Annotated in this window: 14 protein-coding genes and 2 pseudogenes; 8 read left to right on the top strand and 8 right to left on the bottom strand. The window is 71.4% G+C overall.

What is annotated here, in order from left to right; genetic code table 11:
• Positions 1–344: 344 nt before the first annotated feature.
• A complete protein-coding gene (uidA, locus tag ABEB28_RS06410) occupies positions 345–2,156 on the bottom strand; it encodes a beta-glucuronidase (RefSeq protein WP_376981764.1) in 1,812 nt (603 codons plus the stop codon).
• Positions 2,157–2,265: 109 nt separating this feature from the next.
• On the opposite strand from uidA, the gene ABEB28_RS06405 reads away from it, so the two are divergent.
• Entirely contained in the window at positions 2,266–2,856 is a 591-nt protein-coding gene (locus ABEB28_RS06405) for a TetR/AcrR family transcriptional regulator (RefSeq protein WP_345727029.1), read from the top strand.
• A pseudogene (locus ABEB28_RS06400) lies at positions 2,850–3,223 on the top strand (ABC transporter transmembrane domain-containing protein); the annotation flags it as partial. The gene ABEB28_RS06405 and the pseudogene ABEB28_RS06400, both read left to right, overlap by 7 nt.
• A gap of 138 nt (positions 3,224–3,361) precedes the next feature.
• Here ABEB28_RS06400 and ABEB28_RS06395 read toward each other — a convergent pair.
• Entirely contained in the window at positions 3,362–3,811 is a 450-nt protein-coding gene (locus ABEB28_RS06395) for an iron chaperone (RefSeq protein WP_345727028.1), read from the bottom strand.
• Between the two features lie 236 nt (positions 3,812–4,047).
• On the opposite strand from ABEB28_RS06395, the gene ABEB28_RS06390 reads away from it, so the two are divergent.
• On the top strand, positions 4,048–4,524 hold the full coding sequence (locus tag ABEB28_RS06390) for a MerR family transcriptional regulator (RefSeq protein ID WP_345727027.1): 477 nt from the start codon (positions 4,048–4,050) through the stop codon (positions 4,522–4,524).
• A 34-nt stretch (positions 4,525–4,558) separates the two neighbouring features.
• Positions 4,559–4,927, top strand: a pseudogene (locus ABEB28_RS06385) (response regulator transcription factor); the annotation flags it as partial.
• 6 nt (positions 4,928–4,933) lie between these two features.
• Here ABEB28_RS06385 and ABEB28_RS06380 read toward each other — a convergent pair.
• Positions 4,934–5,932 carry a cation diffusion facilitator family transporter gene (locus ABEB28_RS06380; protein WP_345727026.1) on the bottom strand — a complete coding sequence of 333 codons (999 nt, stop codon included), beginning with the start codon at positions 5,930–5,932 and terminating at the stop codon, positions 4,934–4,936.
• Positions 5,933–6,023: 91 nt separating this feature from the next.
• Positions 6,024–6,731, bottom strand: coding sequence for a GntR family transcriptional regulator (locus ABEB28_RS06375; RefSeq protein WP_345727025.1), 708 nt, complete (start codon positions 6,729–6,731; stop codon positions 6,024–6,026).
• Between the two features lie 54 nt (positions 6,732–6,785).
• Between ABEB28_RS06375 and ABEB28_RS06370 the strand changes: the two genes are divergently transcribed.
• The gene (locus tag ABEB28_RS06370; protein WP_345727024.1) at positions 6,786–7,694 is read left to right on the top strand and encodes a TIGR03619 family F420-dependent LLM class oxidoreductase; all 909 of its coding nucleotides are present in this window, start codon (positions 6,786–6,788) and stop codon (positions 7,692–7,694) included.
• A 6-nt stretch (positions 7,695–7,700) separates the two neighbouring features.
• Here ABEB28_RS06370 and ABEB28_RS06365 read toward each other — a convergent pair whose 3' ends face one another.
• From ABEB28_RS06365 to ABEB28_RS06350, 4 genes are all read right to left on the bottom strand, one after another.
• Positions 7,701–8,303 carry a TetR family transcriptional regulator gene (locus tag ABEB28_RS06365; protein ID WP_345727023.1) on the bottom strand — a complete coding sequence of 201 codons (603 nt, stop codon included), beginning with the start codon at positions 8,301–8,303 and terminating at the stop codon, positions 7,701–7,703.
• Positions 8,304–8,388: 85 nt separating this feature from the next.
• Positions 8,389–9,555 (bottom strand): thiolase domain-containing protein, encoded by a 1,167-nt coding sequence (locus tag ABEB28_RS06360; RefSeq protein ID WP_345727022.1) that lies wholly within the window; start codon positions 9,553–9,555, stop codon positions 8,389–8,391.
• The gene (locus ABEB28_RS06355) at positions 9,552–10,613 is read right to left on the bottom strand and encodes a lipid-transfer protein (protein WP_345727021.1); all 1,062 of its coding nucleotides are present in this window, start codon (positions 10,611–10,613) and stop codon (positions 9,552–9,554) included. Before ABEB28_RS06355 ends, ABEB28_RS06360 begins: the two co-directional genes overlap by 4 nt.
• A 1-nt stretch (position 10,614) precedes the next feature.
• Positions 10,615–11,568, bottom strand: a complete 954-nt coding sequence (locus ABEB28_RS06350) for an OB-fold domain-containing protein (RefSeq protein ID WP_345727020.1) — start codon at positions 11,566–11,568, stop codon at positions 10,615–10,617.
• Positions 11,569–11,689: 121 nt separating this feature from the next.
• Between ABEB28_RS06350 and ABEB28_RS06345 the strand changes: the two genes are divergently transcribed.
• Genes ABEB28_RS06345 through ABEB28_RS06335 form a run of 3 tightly spaced genes read left to right on the top strand, consistent with a single transcriptional unit; the run spans position 11,690 to position 14,833 of the window.
• On the top strand, positions 11,690–12,478 hold the full coding sequence (locus ABEB28_RS06345; RefSeq protein WP_345727019.1) for an enoyl-CoA hydratase/isomerase family protein: 789 nt from the start codon (positions 11,690–11,692) through the stop codon (positions 12,476–12,478).
• A 4-nt stretch (positions 12,479–12,482) separates the two neighbouring features.
• Positions 12,483–13,295, top strand: coding sequence for a crotonase/enoyl-CoA hydratase family protein (locus tag ABEB28_RS06340; RefSeq protein ID WP_345727018.1), 813 nt, complete (start codon positions 12,483–12,485; stop codon positions 13,293–13,295).
• Complete coding sequence (locus ABEB28_RS06335; RefSeq protein ID WP_345727017.1) at positions 13,292–14,833, top strand: class I adenylate-forming enzyme family protein; 1,542 nt, start codon at positions 13,292–13,294, stop codon at positions 14,831–14,833. Before ABEB28_RS06340 ends, ABEB28_RS06335 begins: the two co-directional genes overlap by 4 nt.
• Positions 14,834–14,872: the final 39 nt, after the last annotated feature.

Here is a 14,872-nt window from a genome sequence, read left to right as displayed (position 1 = left end):
CGTCCGAGAGCTCGACCGGCGAGATCCACCGGGCCGACCAGTCCCGGTCGAGCAGCCCGACCTCGAACTGCGACCAGGCCGACCAGGCCGACGTCCCGGAGGGACCGGTGATCCGGACCCTTCACCGCACGGCCTGCCGGCTCGCCAGTGGTTGGCCACGGCCACTCGACGTACCGGTGCCTGCCGGTGCTCGCGGTGACCGAGCCGGGAAAGGCGGACGTCTTCCAGCTCGTAGCCGTGCTGCGCGGCCCAGCCCGCGGGCAGCGTCCAGCTCAGCCGCGGGCTCGGGCCGCTGACCGGGAACTCGTCCCCGCCGGAGTCGATCCGCAGGTCGCCGGGGGCGCTCACGGGCGCTTGCCCTTCCACCGCTCGCGCAGCGCGTAGGCCGCGGCCTTGGGCTTGCGGTCCCGGGTGAAGACGCCCTTCTTGTTGCCGCCGACCCGCACGATGCCGGAGGTCGTGGTGAAGTCGGCGAAGTTCCACACGTGCTCACCGACCACCGCATCGATCCGGTCGAAGAGCCGGTGGTTCATCTCCAGGTACGCCGTCTGGTACTCCTCCGACCACGGCTCGGCGGTCAGCGACCGCAGGCCGGGGTAGGTGTCGGCACCGTACTCGGTGATGAGGATCGGCTTGTTCTCCGCTGCCCAGCCGCGCAGCTCGTTCTCCCACATCTCCTCGGCGGCCGCGAGATCGCCGGTCGCGACGTACCAGCCGTAGTAGCGGTTGAGCATCAGCACGTCGGCGAATTGGGAGACCCGGCACCGCGGGTAGTAAGCCATCATCATGTTCACGAAGCCGACCGGGCGGGTCGGGTCGAGCTCGCGGGTGAGCTCGAACAGCGGGCGGAAGTACTCCTCGCCGGCTTCGGTCTCGGACTCCGGCTCGTTCGCGATCGACCACAGCACGACGCTGGGGTGGTTCTTGTCCCGGGCGACGAGCTCGCGGATCGCCTGGGCGTGCACCCGCTGCGTCTCGTCGTTGACCGTGTCCGCGCTGTAGGTCGGGTAGCCCTGGGCGCCGAACATGCCGCCGCCGACGCTCATGTTGAGGCCCACCGCGGCGGTCTCGTCGATGACGACGATCCCCCGCCGGTCGGCGTAGTCCAGGACGTCCTGCGAGTACGGGTAGTGCGAGGTGCGGAACGAGTTCGCGCCGATCCAGTCCAGCAGTTCGAAGTCGTGCAGCATCAGCGCGTCGTTGTGTCCCTTGCCGAGCACTGTGTGGTCCTCGTGCATGCCGAAGCCGGTGAAGTAGAACGGCTCGCCGTTGAGAAGGAACCGGGTGCCGCTCACCGCCACCGTGCGGACGCCGACGTTCTGGAGGTACCGGTCGAGGACCGTGCCCGCCGCATCGAAGAGCTGGACGTCCAGTTCGTAGAGGTAACCGTCGCCCGGCGCCCAGGGGTGCACGTCGGGGACGACCAGCGTGCCGCGCGCCCCGTCGCCCTCCGCGACCGGGTTGCCGTCCGCGTCGCGCAGGATCACCGCGACCCGGGCACCGCCGGTCGACTCGACCGTGTACTCGACCGTGCCGGTGCCACCGTCCAGGCCCGTGACCACCGTGACGTCGGTCAGGTGCTCCGGGCCGGTCGCGTGCAGCCAGACGCTGCGGTGCAGGCCGGCGTAGTTGAAGAAGTCGTGCCAGTACTTCTGCTTCTTACCGTGCGGGGTGTCCTCGACGATGCCCGGCGGGATCGTCCGGAACGTCAGCGTGTTGTCGACCGCGATCGTGATCCGGATCCGCTCGCCCGGGGTCACGTGCTCGGTCAGGTCGGCCTCGAACGGCGTGTAGCCGCCCTCGTGCGCGACCACCTCGGTCTCGTCCACCCAGACCGTGGCCCGATGGGTGGCGGCCTCGACGTTCAGCACGATCCGCCGGCCGCCCCAGCCGCGCGGCACGTAGGTCGTCAGCTGGTACCAGGCGACGCCGACGTGGTCGCGGACGCCCGCGTCGGTGGTGATGTCGTTGTAGCTGGCCGGCACCGCCATCTGACGCGCTCCGGCCAGCGGACCGGCGAACCAGCGGTCGGTGCGGCCGCGGCCGTCCGGGTCGAGCACGAAGCTCCACAGCCCGTTGAGGGACTTCCGTTCTCGGCTGCCGTTGTCCTGAGGGCGAAGCACCCGACGTCCTCCTCGTGTCGTTGTTCCCGCCATTAGCTCCGCGGCGGCCCGGCGGGACAACCGGTTGCCGTTCGTTGCCCCGACCAAATTCCTGCCGATCCGCAATCTTGCGGATCGGCAACTTTTCCGTACGGTAGTCGCTGTGACTCAAGAGCGCACCGGTCTGCGTGAGCGGAAGAAGCAGGCGACGCGCGAGGCGATCGGCAACGCCGCCCTTCGCCTCGCCCTGGAGCACGGCCCGGAGAACGTCCGGGTGGACGACATCGTGGCCGCGGCCGGGATCTCCGCGCGCACGTTCAACAACTACTTCTCCAGCCGCGAAGAGGCGATCTGGGCACCTCGGGTCGACCACGTGGTCCGGCTCGCCGCCGCGCTCCGGGCCCGCCCCGCCGACGAACCGGTCGACGTCGCGTTGCGCGCCCTCGTGCTCGATCAGGCCATCGTGATCGAGCAGACCAAGGATCTGATCCGCCAGATCGGCGCGTCGCCCGCGATGCGCACGGAGTACCTCCGGAGCCTCAACCAGGTCGAGGTGTCGCTCGCCGAGATCATCGCCGAACGCACCGGCGCCGACCTGTCCCACGACTTCACCCCGCGGCTGATCGCCGGGACGTACGCCGTGGCCCTCCGGGTGGCGAGCGAGTACTGGCTGCGCGCCGAGGGCGACCCGCCGTTCACGCCCTTCGTGGAGCGCGCGCTCGACCGCGTCGCGCCGGTGGCCGGCGGATGCTGATCACGCTCCTCCGGGAGTACGTGCGGCCCTACCGCCGCACGCTGGCGCTGTCACCCTGCTCCAGCTCCTCCAGACCCTCGCGTCGCTCTACCTCCCGACGCTCAACGCGGACATCATCGATCGCGGCGTCGTCCGCGGCGACACGGCGTACATCATGCGGGTCGGAAGTCTCATGCTCGCCGTGAGCGTTGGCCAGCTGGTCGCTCAGGCAGTAGCCGTGTACTTCGCCGCGAGGCTCGTGCTGGGCCTCGGTCGGGACCTGCGCGCCGCCGTCTTCCACCGCGTCCAGGCGTTCTCCGCCCGGGAAGTCGGCTCCTTCGGGACGCCGTCGCTGATCAATCGCGTCGCCAACGACGTCCAGCAGGTGTCACATTCGGAGCCGACGAAGGGGCCTCACGGCGGAGCACTCGGCTCGCGGACCGCTCGAGACTTCCCTCTCGAGCCGCCATCGCCTTCCCCGGTGCAGCGCCCTCGACCATGGCGCCCGCACCGGTCTTCGCATCGGTCAGGAGATCGCGGCCCGCACCAGCTCGACGACCTTCTTCTCCACCTGAGGGCTCCACGCGAGCAGCGCGAAGGAGGTCGCCCACATGTCGCCGTCGTCGAGGTTCGCCGCGTCCTGGAAGCCCAGCGTCGAGTAGCGGTAGTTGAACTTCCCCGAGTCCTGGAAGAAGACGACGATCTTGCCGTCCGCGTTCGCGTAGGCGGGCATGCCGTAGTAGGTCTTCGGCATCAAGTCGGGGGCGGTCGCGGTCACCGTCACGTGAACGCGCTCGGCGAGCGCCCGGTCGTCCGGCGCCATGCTCGCGATCTTCTCGAGGAGCGCCTCCAGCCCTTCGGCCTTCTTCGCACCCTTCTTGCCCTCGGCGCGCAGCTCGGCGGCGCGCTCCTTCATTGCGGCGCGCTCCTCGGCGCTGAAACCGTCCGGCTCGGTGGTCGACATCTTCGTGGTCATTGCGGGCTCCGTTCCCTCGGCCGCGGCCGCTTGGCCTGCGGTGTTGCGGTGTCTTCCTGAACAGTAAGGAGGGCGGTAGCCACGGTGCTTCTCGATTCCTGACCAGTCGGTGACGGCCGGAGACCGGTCGCGTCGGACGCGATCGCCAACGGGCTTGCATCCGGTACCTAGGTACAGGCTTAGGGTTGAGCCATGAGCACAGACGCCTTGGCAGCCCGCGCGACGGCGGTAGCCGGATGAGCAGCGGGCTACGCACCAGCCAGGTCGCCGCTGCGGCCGGGGTGAACACCCAGACGCTGCGCTACTACGAGCGACGGGGCCTGCTGGCCGAACCCGTTCGCTCGCCGGGTGGTCACCGTCTCTACCCGGCCGAGGCGGTGACCGTGCTCCGGATCATCAAGGCGGCTCAACGACTCGGTTTCACCCTGGAGGAGATCGCCGACCTGCTGGAAGCCGGACGACACCGGCACCGCACCGACGCGGGGCTGCAGGCACGCGCACGGACCAAGCTCGCGGAGATCGACACCCGGCTGGCCGACCTCCAGACGATCCGCGCCGCGCTGGTCGAGGCGGTGGACGCCGGCTGCGACGACCTGGCGGCCTGCGCGGAGAGCCCGTGCTGCCCGCTGCCGTTCACCGACCTGGCCGACGTGACGGTCCCCCCACGTCGACCGGGCGCCTCAGGACACGTCGCGGCGGACGCCCACGCGTAGCCCGACCGCGACGAACAGCGCGGCCCAGCAGACCGCCGGTGGCTTCCTCGGGAAGAACGCCGAGGTCGACGAACTCCTCGACGCGATCCGCACGGTGCACCGCGGCGACGCGCTGCTCTCCCCCGCCGCCGCCCAGGCGTTGATCACCCGGTTCCTCCGGCAGCCCGGCCGGGACGCGGCCTGCACCGACGGACGCCTGGCAGCGCTGACCGATCGCGAACGGGAGGTGCTCGGGCTGGTGGCCACCGGCCTGTCCAACGACGACATCGCGGACCACCTCGTCGTCAGCCCACACACCGTCAAGACCCACATCAACCGGGCGATGACCAAGCTCGGCGCCCACGACCGCGCGCAGCTGGTGATCCTCGCCTACGAGACCGGTCTCGTCCGGCCCGGTGCGTGAGACGGTTCAGCCGATCGGGTGCGCGAGCTCCGCGTGGTGCTCGGCGCCCGGGTGGCTGGCCGGGTCGACGTGCACAGTGGCGCCGACCAGGTGCGGGATCACGTGGGTGAGACGGTGCTCGGCGCACGCGGCGATGCCGTGCGCGGCCTGCAGGGAGAGGTCGGCGTCGGCGACGATCTCGGCCTCGGCGTGCAGCCGGTGACCGATCCACCGCAGCCGCACCGCCGCGACACCCCGGACGCCGGGCACGCCGCGCAGCGTGGCCTCCGCGGTATCGACGAGCGCGGGATCGACCGCGTCCAGCAGCCGGGCGAACACCTCCTTCGCCGCGTCCTTGAGGACGAGGACGATCGCCGCGGTGATGACCAACCCGACCACCGGGTCGGCCCAGCTCCAACCGAGCCCGGCGCCACCCGCGGCGGCCAGCACGGCCAGCGAGGTGAAGCCGTCGGTGCGGGCGTGCAGCCCGTCCGCCACCAGCGCCGCCGAGCCGATCCGCCGCCCGACCCGGATCCGGTAGCGCGCGACGGCCTCGTTGCCGAGGAAGCCGAGCAACCCGGCGACGGCCACCGCACCGAGGTGCGTCATCGGCGCGGGGCGCAGCAGCCGGTCGACGGCCGTCCACCCGGCCAGCAGCGCGGAGGCGGCGATCGTGAGCACGACGGCCAGTCCGGCGAGGTCCTCCGCGCGGCCGAAACCGTAGGTGAAGCGTCGGGTCGCGGCCCGCCGTCCGAGCAGGAACGCGATGCCCAGCGGCACCGCGGTCAGCGCGTCGGCGACGTTGTGGAGCGTGTCGCCGAGGAGCGCCACCGACCCGGACACCACGACGACGGCCGCCTGCGCCGCGGCCGTGGCTCCGAGAACGAGCAGCGAGATCCAGAGCGCGCGCAGACCGTCCCGGGAGGACTCCAGCGCGGCGTCGACCTTGTCCGCGCTGTCGTGGGAGTGCGGACGAACCCGGTGCCAGAACCGGTGGTCGATCGGTCGGTGCCCGTGCGGGTGCATGGGCTCACGGTAGCCGCGAACCTACCGCGGGGACTACGTTGCAATCGCCGATGACCTGCAACAACGCGTGCCTTGCAGGGCCAGGCCCCGGTCAGCCGACGGGATCGGTCAGCAGTCCCCGGCTGGCCAGCAGCGCTACCACGCTCTCGGTCTCGACCCGCAGCAGGTCGACGAACGCTCGCTCGGCCCCGGCTCCGTCGCCGGCGCGCACGGCATCGAACACCGTCTGGATGCCGCGCTTGTGGGTGTCGATCAGATCCGGGAAGTGCCCGAAGAACGGCCCCGGGACGATCGCCGTGGTCATCACCCGGAACACCGCGTTGATCCGGCGGGATCGCGTCATCCGGATCAGGTGCCGGACGAACGTCACGTTCAGCTCACTGAACTCGTCCGGGTCGACCGCGGACTGCAGCCGCCGGTGAATGTCCTCGAGCGTGCTCATCCCGTCTTCCGAGCCGCGCTCGCTGACCCGCCGGGCGACCATGCCGTACACCAGGCCGACGAGCTCGTAATGGTCCCGCACCGAGTACTCGTCCAGACCGTTGACGAACACCCCCAGGTGCGGCCGCAGCGTCACCCAGCCTTCGCTGTCGAGCGCGATCACCGCCTCGCGCACCGGTACCCGGCTCACCCGGAGCTCCGCCGCGATCTCGTCCTGCGGTACCCGGTCACCTGCCCGCAGCCGCTGGTCGAAGATCATCCGGCGGATCCGCGCGGCGACCTGCTGAGCGCTGGTGGGGCGCGCGAGGCCACCTGGATCGTCCAGGTCGGGAAGGTCGGCTGCACCGCGCGCACTCATGTACAAAGTATATAGTACGAGCACAGCGTCACGGTCGCGGTCGAGGAGAGCCCCATGCCCGGGTCAGTCGAGTTCGCGTACGGGCTCCCGTTCCACACCTGCCCGGCGCCGGACTTCCTGCTCGACGGCGCCGCGCTCGGCGAACTCGCGGCCACGGCGGAGACCGCCGGATTCTCCGCCGTCCACGTGACCGACCACCCCGCGCCGTCCCAGGCCTGGCGCGAAACCGGCGGCCACGACACCGTCGACCCGTTCGTCGGCCTGGCCTTCGCGGCCGCGGCCACCACCCGCATCCGGCTACTCACCTACCTGGTGATCCTCCCCTACCGGAACCCGCTCCACCTCGCGAAGCTCTCCGCCAGCCTGGACGCGCTCTCCGGCGGCCGGATCGAGCTCGGCCTCGGCGCGGGCTACCACAAGGCCGAGTTCCACGCCCTCGGCGTGGACTGGGACGAACGCAACGCGTTGTTCGACGAGGCGCTCGCGGTGCTGCGCCAGGCCTGGACCGGCCGACCGGTGACCTACCAGGGGCTCCACTTCACCGCTCGCAACAGCGTGGTGGTGCCCGCCGTCGATCCCCCGCTCTGGATCGGCGGCAACAGCAAGCTCACGCTCCGCCGGATCGTCGACCACGGAACCGGCTGGCTTCCGCTGCCCAACGCCCGGGCGACCGCCTCGCATCTCCGGTCGCCGGCCATGGAGACGCTCGCCGACTTCGCCGGCCATCTCGGTTACGCCCGGGCCTACGCCGAGCAGACCGGCCGCGAAGCTCCCGGTCGCATCATGTACCCGCTCCCACCAGCCCGCTCCGGCGCGGAGATGGCGACCCACGCCGGGCTGGTGGACGAGGCCCTCCGGGCCGGCGCGACCAGCTTCGTGGTCAGCGGACACGGGTCCACGCTCACCGAGGCGAAGGACTGGATCCACCGCTACGCCGACACGGTCCTCGCCACGGCGTCCTGACCGAGGTCAGCCGGTCCGCTCCGCGTCGCGCTCGACGCCCTGCACGATGTACTTGACGTGCAGCATGGCCAGCCGGTCGGCCTCCTCTTCGGAGATCGACGAGGGATCCGACGGGTACTCCCGCAGCCGGTCGCGGCGCTGCCTCACCTCCTGGTCGGGTTCGAGCAGCGTCCCACCGATGACCGCCCAGCTGACCAGCTGCACCGCCTCGACCGCCGACCGGCCGGTGAAGCGCCCGTCGGTGCGGAGCACGCTGACGAGGATCCGGGCGGCGGGCAGGAACGGCGAGCGGCGCAGCGTCATCAGGCGCCGGAGGTCGGGGATCGTCTTCAACCGTTCCCGCAGGTCGGAAGCCCACCGCGCGGTGTAGTCCTGCCAGCGCTCGCCCTCGGCGGGCTCCGGGGCGACGTCGGCGAGTACCTCGTCGGCGACGGCGTCGAGCAGCGCTTCCTTGTTGCCGACGCGGCTGTAGAGCGGAACCGGCGAGACGCCGAGGCGGGCGGCGACGGTGCGCATGCTCACCGCGTCGAGACCTTGTTCCTTGAGGATCTCCACCGCCGCGCGCACGATCTCCTCAGCGCTGAGATCGAAGGCTGCGCCACCCGCCATCGCACGTTCCGTCCCGTCGTGTCCGCGCAGGAGCAGCCTGCCGAGCAAGAAATTACCCCACCGTCGTGGCCGCTCCCGCTACCGCTCACCCGAAGGGATCGAGCGAGCTCCCCACGATCCACATGCTGAAGTACTGGGCGGACGCCCCGTACGCCTGCGCCAGCGCGACCTTCGCTCCGTCGACCTGGTGCTCGCCGGCCGTGCCGCGGACCTGCAGCGCGGCTTCGGCGAACCGCAGCAGGCCGGACGCGCCGATCGGGTTGCTGGAGAGCACGCCGCCGGACATGTTCACCGGGAACGCGCCGTCGAGGTCGGTCTCGCCCCGCTCGATCATCTTCCAGCCCTCACCCCGCTCGGCGAGGTGATGCGCCTCCAGCCACATCGGCTCGTACCAACTGAACGGCACGTACAGCTCGGCGCAGTCGATCTGCTCGCGGGGCCGGGTGACCCCGGCGCCCCGGTAGACGTCGGCGGCGCAGTCGGCGGCACCGGCCGACCACACCGGGTCCCGGCCGGGGAACGACGCGGGCTCGGACCGGACCGCCGAGGCCAGCACCCAGGCCGGCGGCCGCCCGTCGGCCTCCGCCGCCCGGCCGCCCGCCTCGTCGGTGAACACGACCGCGCACGCACCGTCGGAGGAAGGGCAGGACTCCAGGTAGCGGATCGGCTCCCACATCATCGGGGAGTCCTTCACCTTCTCCACCGTGATGTCCGCCAGCTTGAGGTGCGCGTACGGGTTCTTCAGCGCGTTGAGCCGGTCCTTCACCGCGACCATCGGACCGATGTCGGCCGGCGCGCCGGTGCCCTGGATGTAGGAGCGCATGTACGGCGCGAACGCCCCACCGGCGCCGAGCGACGCGCCCCGCCCGGAGCCGAGCGCGAACTGCGCATTGCCCTCGGACTGCTTCTGGTAGGCGACCGCGAGCACCCTGCGGTGGATGCCCGCCTCCACCAGGTGGGAGGCGACGATCCCGGTCGTGCCGCCGACCGACCCGGCGGTGTGTACCCGGAACATCGGCTTGCCCGCCGCACCGAGGGCGTCGGTGAGGTAGAGCTCGGGCTTCATCACGCCTTCGAACAGGTCGGGAGCCTTCCCGAGCACGACGGCGTCGATGTCCGCCCAGGTCATCTGCGCGTCCTCCAGCGCGCGCGTGGCGGCCTCCCGGACCAGACCGCCGAGGGAGACGTCCCAGCGCCGGGTCTTGTGGTTGGTCTGACCGATTCCGACGATCGCGCACGGCTGCGTACTCATCGGGTTCCCTCCATCACGCACACCAGGTTCTGCTGCAGGCACGGGCCGGACGTCGCGTGCGCGAGCACGCGCTGCTTGCCGTGGTCCCGCACCTGTCGCGCCGCCTCGATGACGCGGGTCAGGCCGGTGGCCATCACCGGATTCGCGGCGAGGGGCCCACCCGACGGGTTGATCGCCACCTCGGGGCCCAGCCCCAGCGCGGTCGTGAGCAGCGCTTCCTCGTGGGTGAACGTGGTCTGCAGCTCCGCGACCTCGACCGGGGCGGCGTCCAGTCCGGCGGCCCGCGCCGCGCGAGTGGTCGACGCGGACACCCGCAGGTCACGCAGGCCCGGGTGGTGCGGCTCGGCCGAGTGGGCGAAGCCGGTGATCCAGACCGGATGATCGGTCAGCTCCCGGGCCTTGTCGCCCCGGGCGATCACCACCGCGCAGGCACCGTCGGTGATCGGCGGCAGGTCGTGGCGGCGCAGCGGGTTGCGCACGTAGTCGTCCTCGAGCAGCGCGTCGACGTCGAACTCACCGGAGACCTGCGCGTACGGGTTGCCCTGCGCCGCACCGCGGGCGCGGGCGGCCACGGTCGCCATCTGCCGCTCGGTCACCAGACCGGCGTCCAGCAGGATCCGGGCCTGTAACGCGGCGAACGACACGACGTCGGCGCCGAGCGGCGCCAGGTAGTACGGGTCCATCTCCATCGGGTAGACGGTGGCCGGATCGGCCGTGGACGAGCGGCCCGAGCCGGTGGCGATCGCCACGTCGATGTCCCCGAGCTGCAGCCGGACCCACGCCTCGTAGAGCGCCCAGGCGCCGTCCATCTCCACGTGCGAGTCCCGCTTGGGCGGCCAGGCGCCGACCGCGTCGATGTTCTGCACGAACGAGAACGCCTGCCCGGCGACGTAGTCGCAGCTTCCGGCGCAGGAGAAGTCGACGTCGGCGCGGGTGATCCCGGCGTGCTCGGTGGCCCCGGAGATCACCTCGAAGAGCAGTTCGGCCTCGGAGTTGACGGTACGGCGGGTCATCGGCGTGAGAGCCCAGCCGACGATGGCCACGGGTTCTGTCGTCATGTCACATGATCCGATTCACGAGGCTGGGGTCATCGATGTCGGGTTCGCCGGTGGGTGCCCAGCCGTCGAGGACCTTGCGTCCGTCGGCTTCCGACCAGCGAGCGGCTACCCGCACCCCGGTGTGGATGTCGACGTTGGGCAGATCGGCCACCGGCTGGTAGGCGAGCACCACGTCGACGCCGTCGAGCAGGACCTGGACCCGGGCGAACGGCTCGGTCTCGGTCTGGCCCGGGTACTGCACCGGCGTGATGATCGTGTAGTTCGTGATGACGCCGACCTGGGGCAGCTCGACGTCGTCCTCCGGGCTCAGCAGGAGCCCGTCGACCGGGCACGAGCCGGACAGCCCGGAGTAGATCCGGCCGCAGCGGGGACACCGGAAGCCCAGCAGCACTCCGCGCGCCGCCGCCTTCCCCGCCCGCTCCTGATTGCCGGGCAGCGGCGTCGTGTACACGATCGACGCTTCGTACCCCATCATCGTCACCGGCTCGGCGGCCGGACCGGCGTCGTCGGCGGGGACCACCGGCTCCTCACCGGGCACGAACGCCTCGATGTCGGTGAGGTGCCCGACCCGGGCCGCGCGCCACCGCGGCGCCACCCGCATGCCGGTGGTCATCGCGCCGGGCTCGGCGACGTCGACCGCGTGCACCATCGCGGTCGTGGCGCCGTCCAGCTCGATCAGCGCGAACGCGAACGGCCGGTCCAGCGGGTGCTGTGGCGACGGCTCGGCGACCCACGTCCACGACCGGACGGTTCCGGCCGGGCCGACCTCGATGAGCTCGGGGTCCAGCTGCTCGCCGGTCTCCGGATCCCACTCCAGCGGGGGCGCGATCACCCGGTCGCCGGCGCGGATGCCGAGAAGCCGCCGCTCGGTCAAAGCTGTCATGAACTGGCCGATCACCGGCCCCAGCGACCGTTTGTAGGGGAACCGGACCGTCGACTCGACGAACGTTGTCAACCCGCTGCCTCCTTCTCGCGGACCGGCCAGATCGTTATCTGGCTTTCGGCGGGACAGGGGCAAGATAACACCGTAATCTCACCGTCAGCACGCTGTTCTTCGGTTCGCTCGAGGAGGATTCATGCCGACCACGGCTGAGGTGGGAAGCGTTCACACGGAGGACAGCGGCCGGGTCCGCGTTCTCACGTTCCACCGGCCGAGCCGCGCGAATGCCTTCGACAGCGCGCTCTACCGCTCCGCCGCCGAGGCCCTGCGGGCGGCCGACGCCGACCCGACGATCGGCGCCGTGGTGCTGACCGGCGCCGGCCGGAGCTTCACCGCCGGTACCGACCTGGCCGAAATGGTGGCGCAGGTTGACACCGACGGGGGTGACGATGGTGGCGGTCACCACCCCTTCACGCTCTTCCTGAACGCGGTGACCGACTGCTCCAAGCCGCTGCTGGCCGCGGTGAACGGCGCCGCCGTCGGTCTCGGGCTCACGCTGCTCGCGCACTGCGATCTCGTCCTGGTCTCCGAGAACGCCCGGCTGCGGGCGCCGTTCACCGTGATGGGCGTCGTACCGGAGGCCGCCAGCAGTTATCTCCTCCCCCGCCGGATGAACCGGCAGGCGGCGATCGCGGCGCTGCTCACCTCCGACTGGATCACCGCCACCGAGGCGGTGCAGAGCGGGCTGGCGCTGCGCGTCTGCCCGGCCGAGGACCTGCTTCCGGCCACCGTGGAGCTGGCGCAGCGGATCACCGCGCACCCGGACGCGTCGGTGCGCGCGACCCGACGGCTGATCCGGGAGTCCGAGCGCGACGAGATCACCGCCGCACTGCGACGCGAGGGCGAGGCGTTCGCCGAGATCCTCCGCTCACCCGCGATCGGCGACCAGATCCGCGACCACCTGTCCGAGCAGCGAAGGAGCTGACGCGATGCCCGACAACCCTGCGCCCCTGGTCCTGGTGGAGGCCGACGGCCCGGTGCTGACCGTCACGATCAACCGGCCGGAGAAGCGCAACGCGACGAACGCCGAGGTGATCTGCCGCCTCTACGACGCGTGGGTACGGCTCGACCAGGACGACGCATTACGGGTCGCCATCCTGACCGGTCGTGGCCCCACGTTCTGCGCCGGCATGGACCTCGCCGAGATCGGCCGGCTGCGGACCGGCGTCCGGGACAACGAGTGGATCAGCCGCCTCCAGGACGAGCCCGGCCTGTCGCTCGCCGCGTACCTGAAGACCTACCGCCCGACCAAGCCGATCATCCTGGCGGCGGAGGGCGTGGCCAGGGCCGGCGGCACCGAGATCCTGCAGGGCACCGACATCCGGGTGGCCGGCGAGAGCGCGGTGTTCGGGGTCACCGAGGTGCAGCGCGGGCTGTTCCCGATGGCTGGCTCCGCGGTCCGGCTGCGTCGTCAGATGGGTTACGCGGTGGCCGCGGAGATGCTGCTGACCGGGGAGGACATCCCGGCCCGCCGGGCGGTGGAGCTCGGGCTGATCAATCACGTGGTGCCGGACGGCGAGGCCCTGACCAAGGCGCGGGAGATCGCCGCCCGCATCGCGGCGAACGGTCCGCTCGCGGTCCGGGCGATCCTGGCGACGCTGCGCGAGACCGAGTGCCTCCCCGAGGCGGACGCCTTCGGCATCGAAGAGCGCTACGGGCACGAGGTGATGCGCTCCAAGGACGCGATCGAAGGCCCGACCGCGTTCTTCGAGCGGCGGACCCCGAACTTCATCGGCGAGTGACGACCGTGGACACCGCCGCGTTCCCCTTCGCCGGCCAGGACGTCCCCTGGCTGCTGGCCGGGTGGGCCGAGCGTCAGCCGGACAAGACGTTCCTGATCTGGGCACCGCACTCCGGCCCCGGCCGGAGCTGGACCTACGCCCAGTTCTGGGCCGACGTCCGCTCGATCGCCGCCGGCCTGGCCCGGCGCGGGGTGCGGGCCGGCGACAAGGTCCTGCTGCACGCGGACAACTGCCCGGAGGGCGTGCTGTCCTGGTACGCCTGCGCGACGCTCGGCGCCGTCACCGTGACCACCAACACTCGCAGCGCACCCGACGAGATCAGCTACTTCACGGCGAAGACCGGCTGCGTCGCGGCGATCACGCAGCCGGAGTACGCCGCCCAGGTGGCAGCCGCGGCACCGGATCTGAAGTGGATGGCGGTCATCGGCGACGCCACGTTCGACGCTCTCCACGGAGACGGCGCCGCGCTTCCCGCCCGGGAGCCCGACCCGCTCGCGCCGGTGGGCATCCTGTTCACCTCGGGCACGACGTCCCGGCCGAAGGCGGTCGTGCACACGCACGCGAACGCGCTGTGGGCCGGGCGGGTCGCGCCGGCCGCACTCCGGATGACGGCCGCCGACACCTACCTGGTGTACCTGCCGTTCTTCCACGTCAACGCCCAGAGCTGGTCGATCTGGACGACGCTCGGCGTCGGCGGAACCGTGGTCCTCCAGCCGAAGTTCTCCACCTCGCGGTTCTGGGACGTGGTCACCGCCCACCGGGTCACCCACATCTCGCTGATCCCGTTCGTCCTCAACGCGATCCTCGGGCAGGCGGCGCCCGCCCACACGCTGAAGGTCGGGGTGTTCGGCGCGGTGATCCCCGAACTCGACGCGGCGCTGGGCTTCTCGGTCCTGCCCGCCTTCGGAATGACCGAGACGATCACGCCCGCGATCACCGCCGGCCCCGGACTTCCGCCGGCGTCGCGCTCGATGGGCCGGCCGACGCCGGGGTACGAGGCGCTGATCGTGGATCCGGACACCGGCGAGATCTGCGCCGACGGCCGCCCTGGCGAGCTGCGCATCCGCGGTACCCGGGGCGTCCAGCTGTTCGCCGAGTACTACGACGACCCGGCGGCCACCGCCAAGGGCTTCGCCGACGACGGGTGGTTCCGCACCGGCGACATCGTCCGGCTCGGTGAGACCGGCGACCTCGTGTACTGCGAGCGCGACTCGGACCTGCTCAAGGTCGGCGGGGAGAACGTCTCCGCGCGGGAGGTGGAGGACGTCTGCCGGCAGGTGCCGGGCGTCGCCGACGTCGCGGTCGTCGGCGGGCCGCACCCGATGCTCGACGAGGTGCCGGTGGCGTTCGTCCTCGTGCGCCCCGACGCCGACCTCGGGGCGCTGGAGGCCGCGGTCATCGAGCGGTGCCGGGAGAGCCTGGCGGACTTCAAGGTGCCCCGCGCCGTCCACGTCGTCGACGAGTTCCCCCGCGCGACGCTCGACAAGGTCGCCAAGAACAAACTCCGCGAGCAGGCCCGGCAACTCGCGGCGCAGTAGCCGCCGCGGCGCAGTAGCCGCCGCGGCGCAGTAGCCGCC

The sequence above is a fragment of the Cryptosporangium minutisporangium genome, from assembly GCF_039536245.1.
Taxonomy (GTDB): Bacteria; Actinomycetota; Actinomycetes; order Mycobacteriales; family Cryptosporangiaceae; genus Cryptosporangium; species Cryptosporangium minutisporangium.
This window is presented reverse-complemented; position numbering and strand designations above follow the sequence as displayed.

Excerpts from the sequence above, each read along its gene's own strand:
- uidA (WP_376981764.1), bottom strand. The coding sequence starts at position 2,156 with ATGGCGGGAACAACGACACGAGGAGGACGTCGGGTGCTTCGCCCTCAG.
- ABEB28_RS06395 (WP_345727028.1), bottom strand. The coding sequence starts at position 3,811 with ATGACCACGAAGATGTCGACCACCGAGCCGGACGGTTTCAGCGCCGAG.
- ABEB28_RS06390 (WP_345727027.1), top strand. The coding sequence starts at position 4,048 with ATGAGCAGCGGGCTACGCACCAGCCAGGTCGCCGCTGCGGCCGGGGTG.
- ABEB28_RS06380 (WP_345727026.1), bottom strand. The coding sequence starts at position 5,932 with ATGCACCCGCACGGGCACCGACCGATCGACCACCGGTTCTGGCACCGG.
- ABEB28_RS06375 (WP_345727025.1), bottom strand. The coding sequence starts at position 6,731 with ATGAGTGCGCGCGGTGCAGCCGACCTTCCCGACCTGGACGATCCAGGT.
- ABEB28_RS06370 (WP_345727024.1), top strand. The coding sequence starts at position 6,786 with ATGCCCGGGTCAGTCGAGTTCGCGTACGGGCTCCCGTTCCACACCTGC.
- ABEB28_RS06365 (WP_345727023.1), bottom strand. The coding sequence starts at position 8,303 with ATGGCGGGTGGCGCAGCCTTCGATCTCAGCGCTGAGGAGATCGTGCGC.
- ABEB28_RS06360 (WP_345727022.1), bottom strand. The coding sequence starts at position 9,555 with ATGAGTACGCAGCCGTGCGCGATCGTCGGAATCGGTCAGACCAACCAC.
- ABEB28_RS06355 (WP_345727021.1), bottom strand. The coding sequence starts at position 10,613 with ATGACGACAGAACCCGTGGCCATCGTCGGCTGGGCTCTCACGCCGATG.
- ABEB28_RS06345 (WP_345727019.1), top strand. The coding sequence starts at position 11,690 with ATGCCGACCACGGCTGAGGTGGGAAGCGTTCACACGGAGGACAGCGGC.
- ABEB28_RS06340 (WP_345727018.1), top strand. The coding sequence starts at position 12,483 with ATGCCCGACAACCCTGCGCCCCTGGTCCTGGTGGAGGCCGACGGCCCG.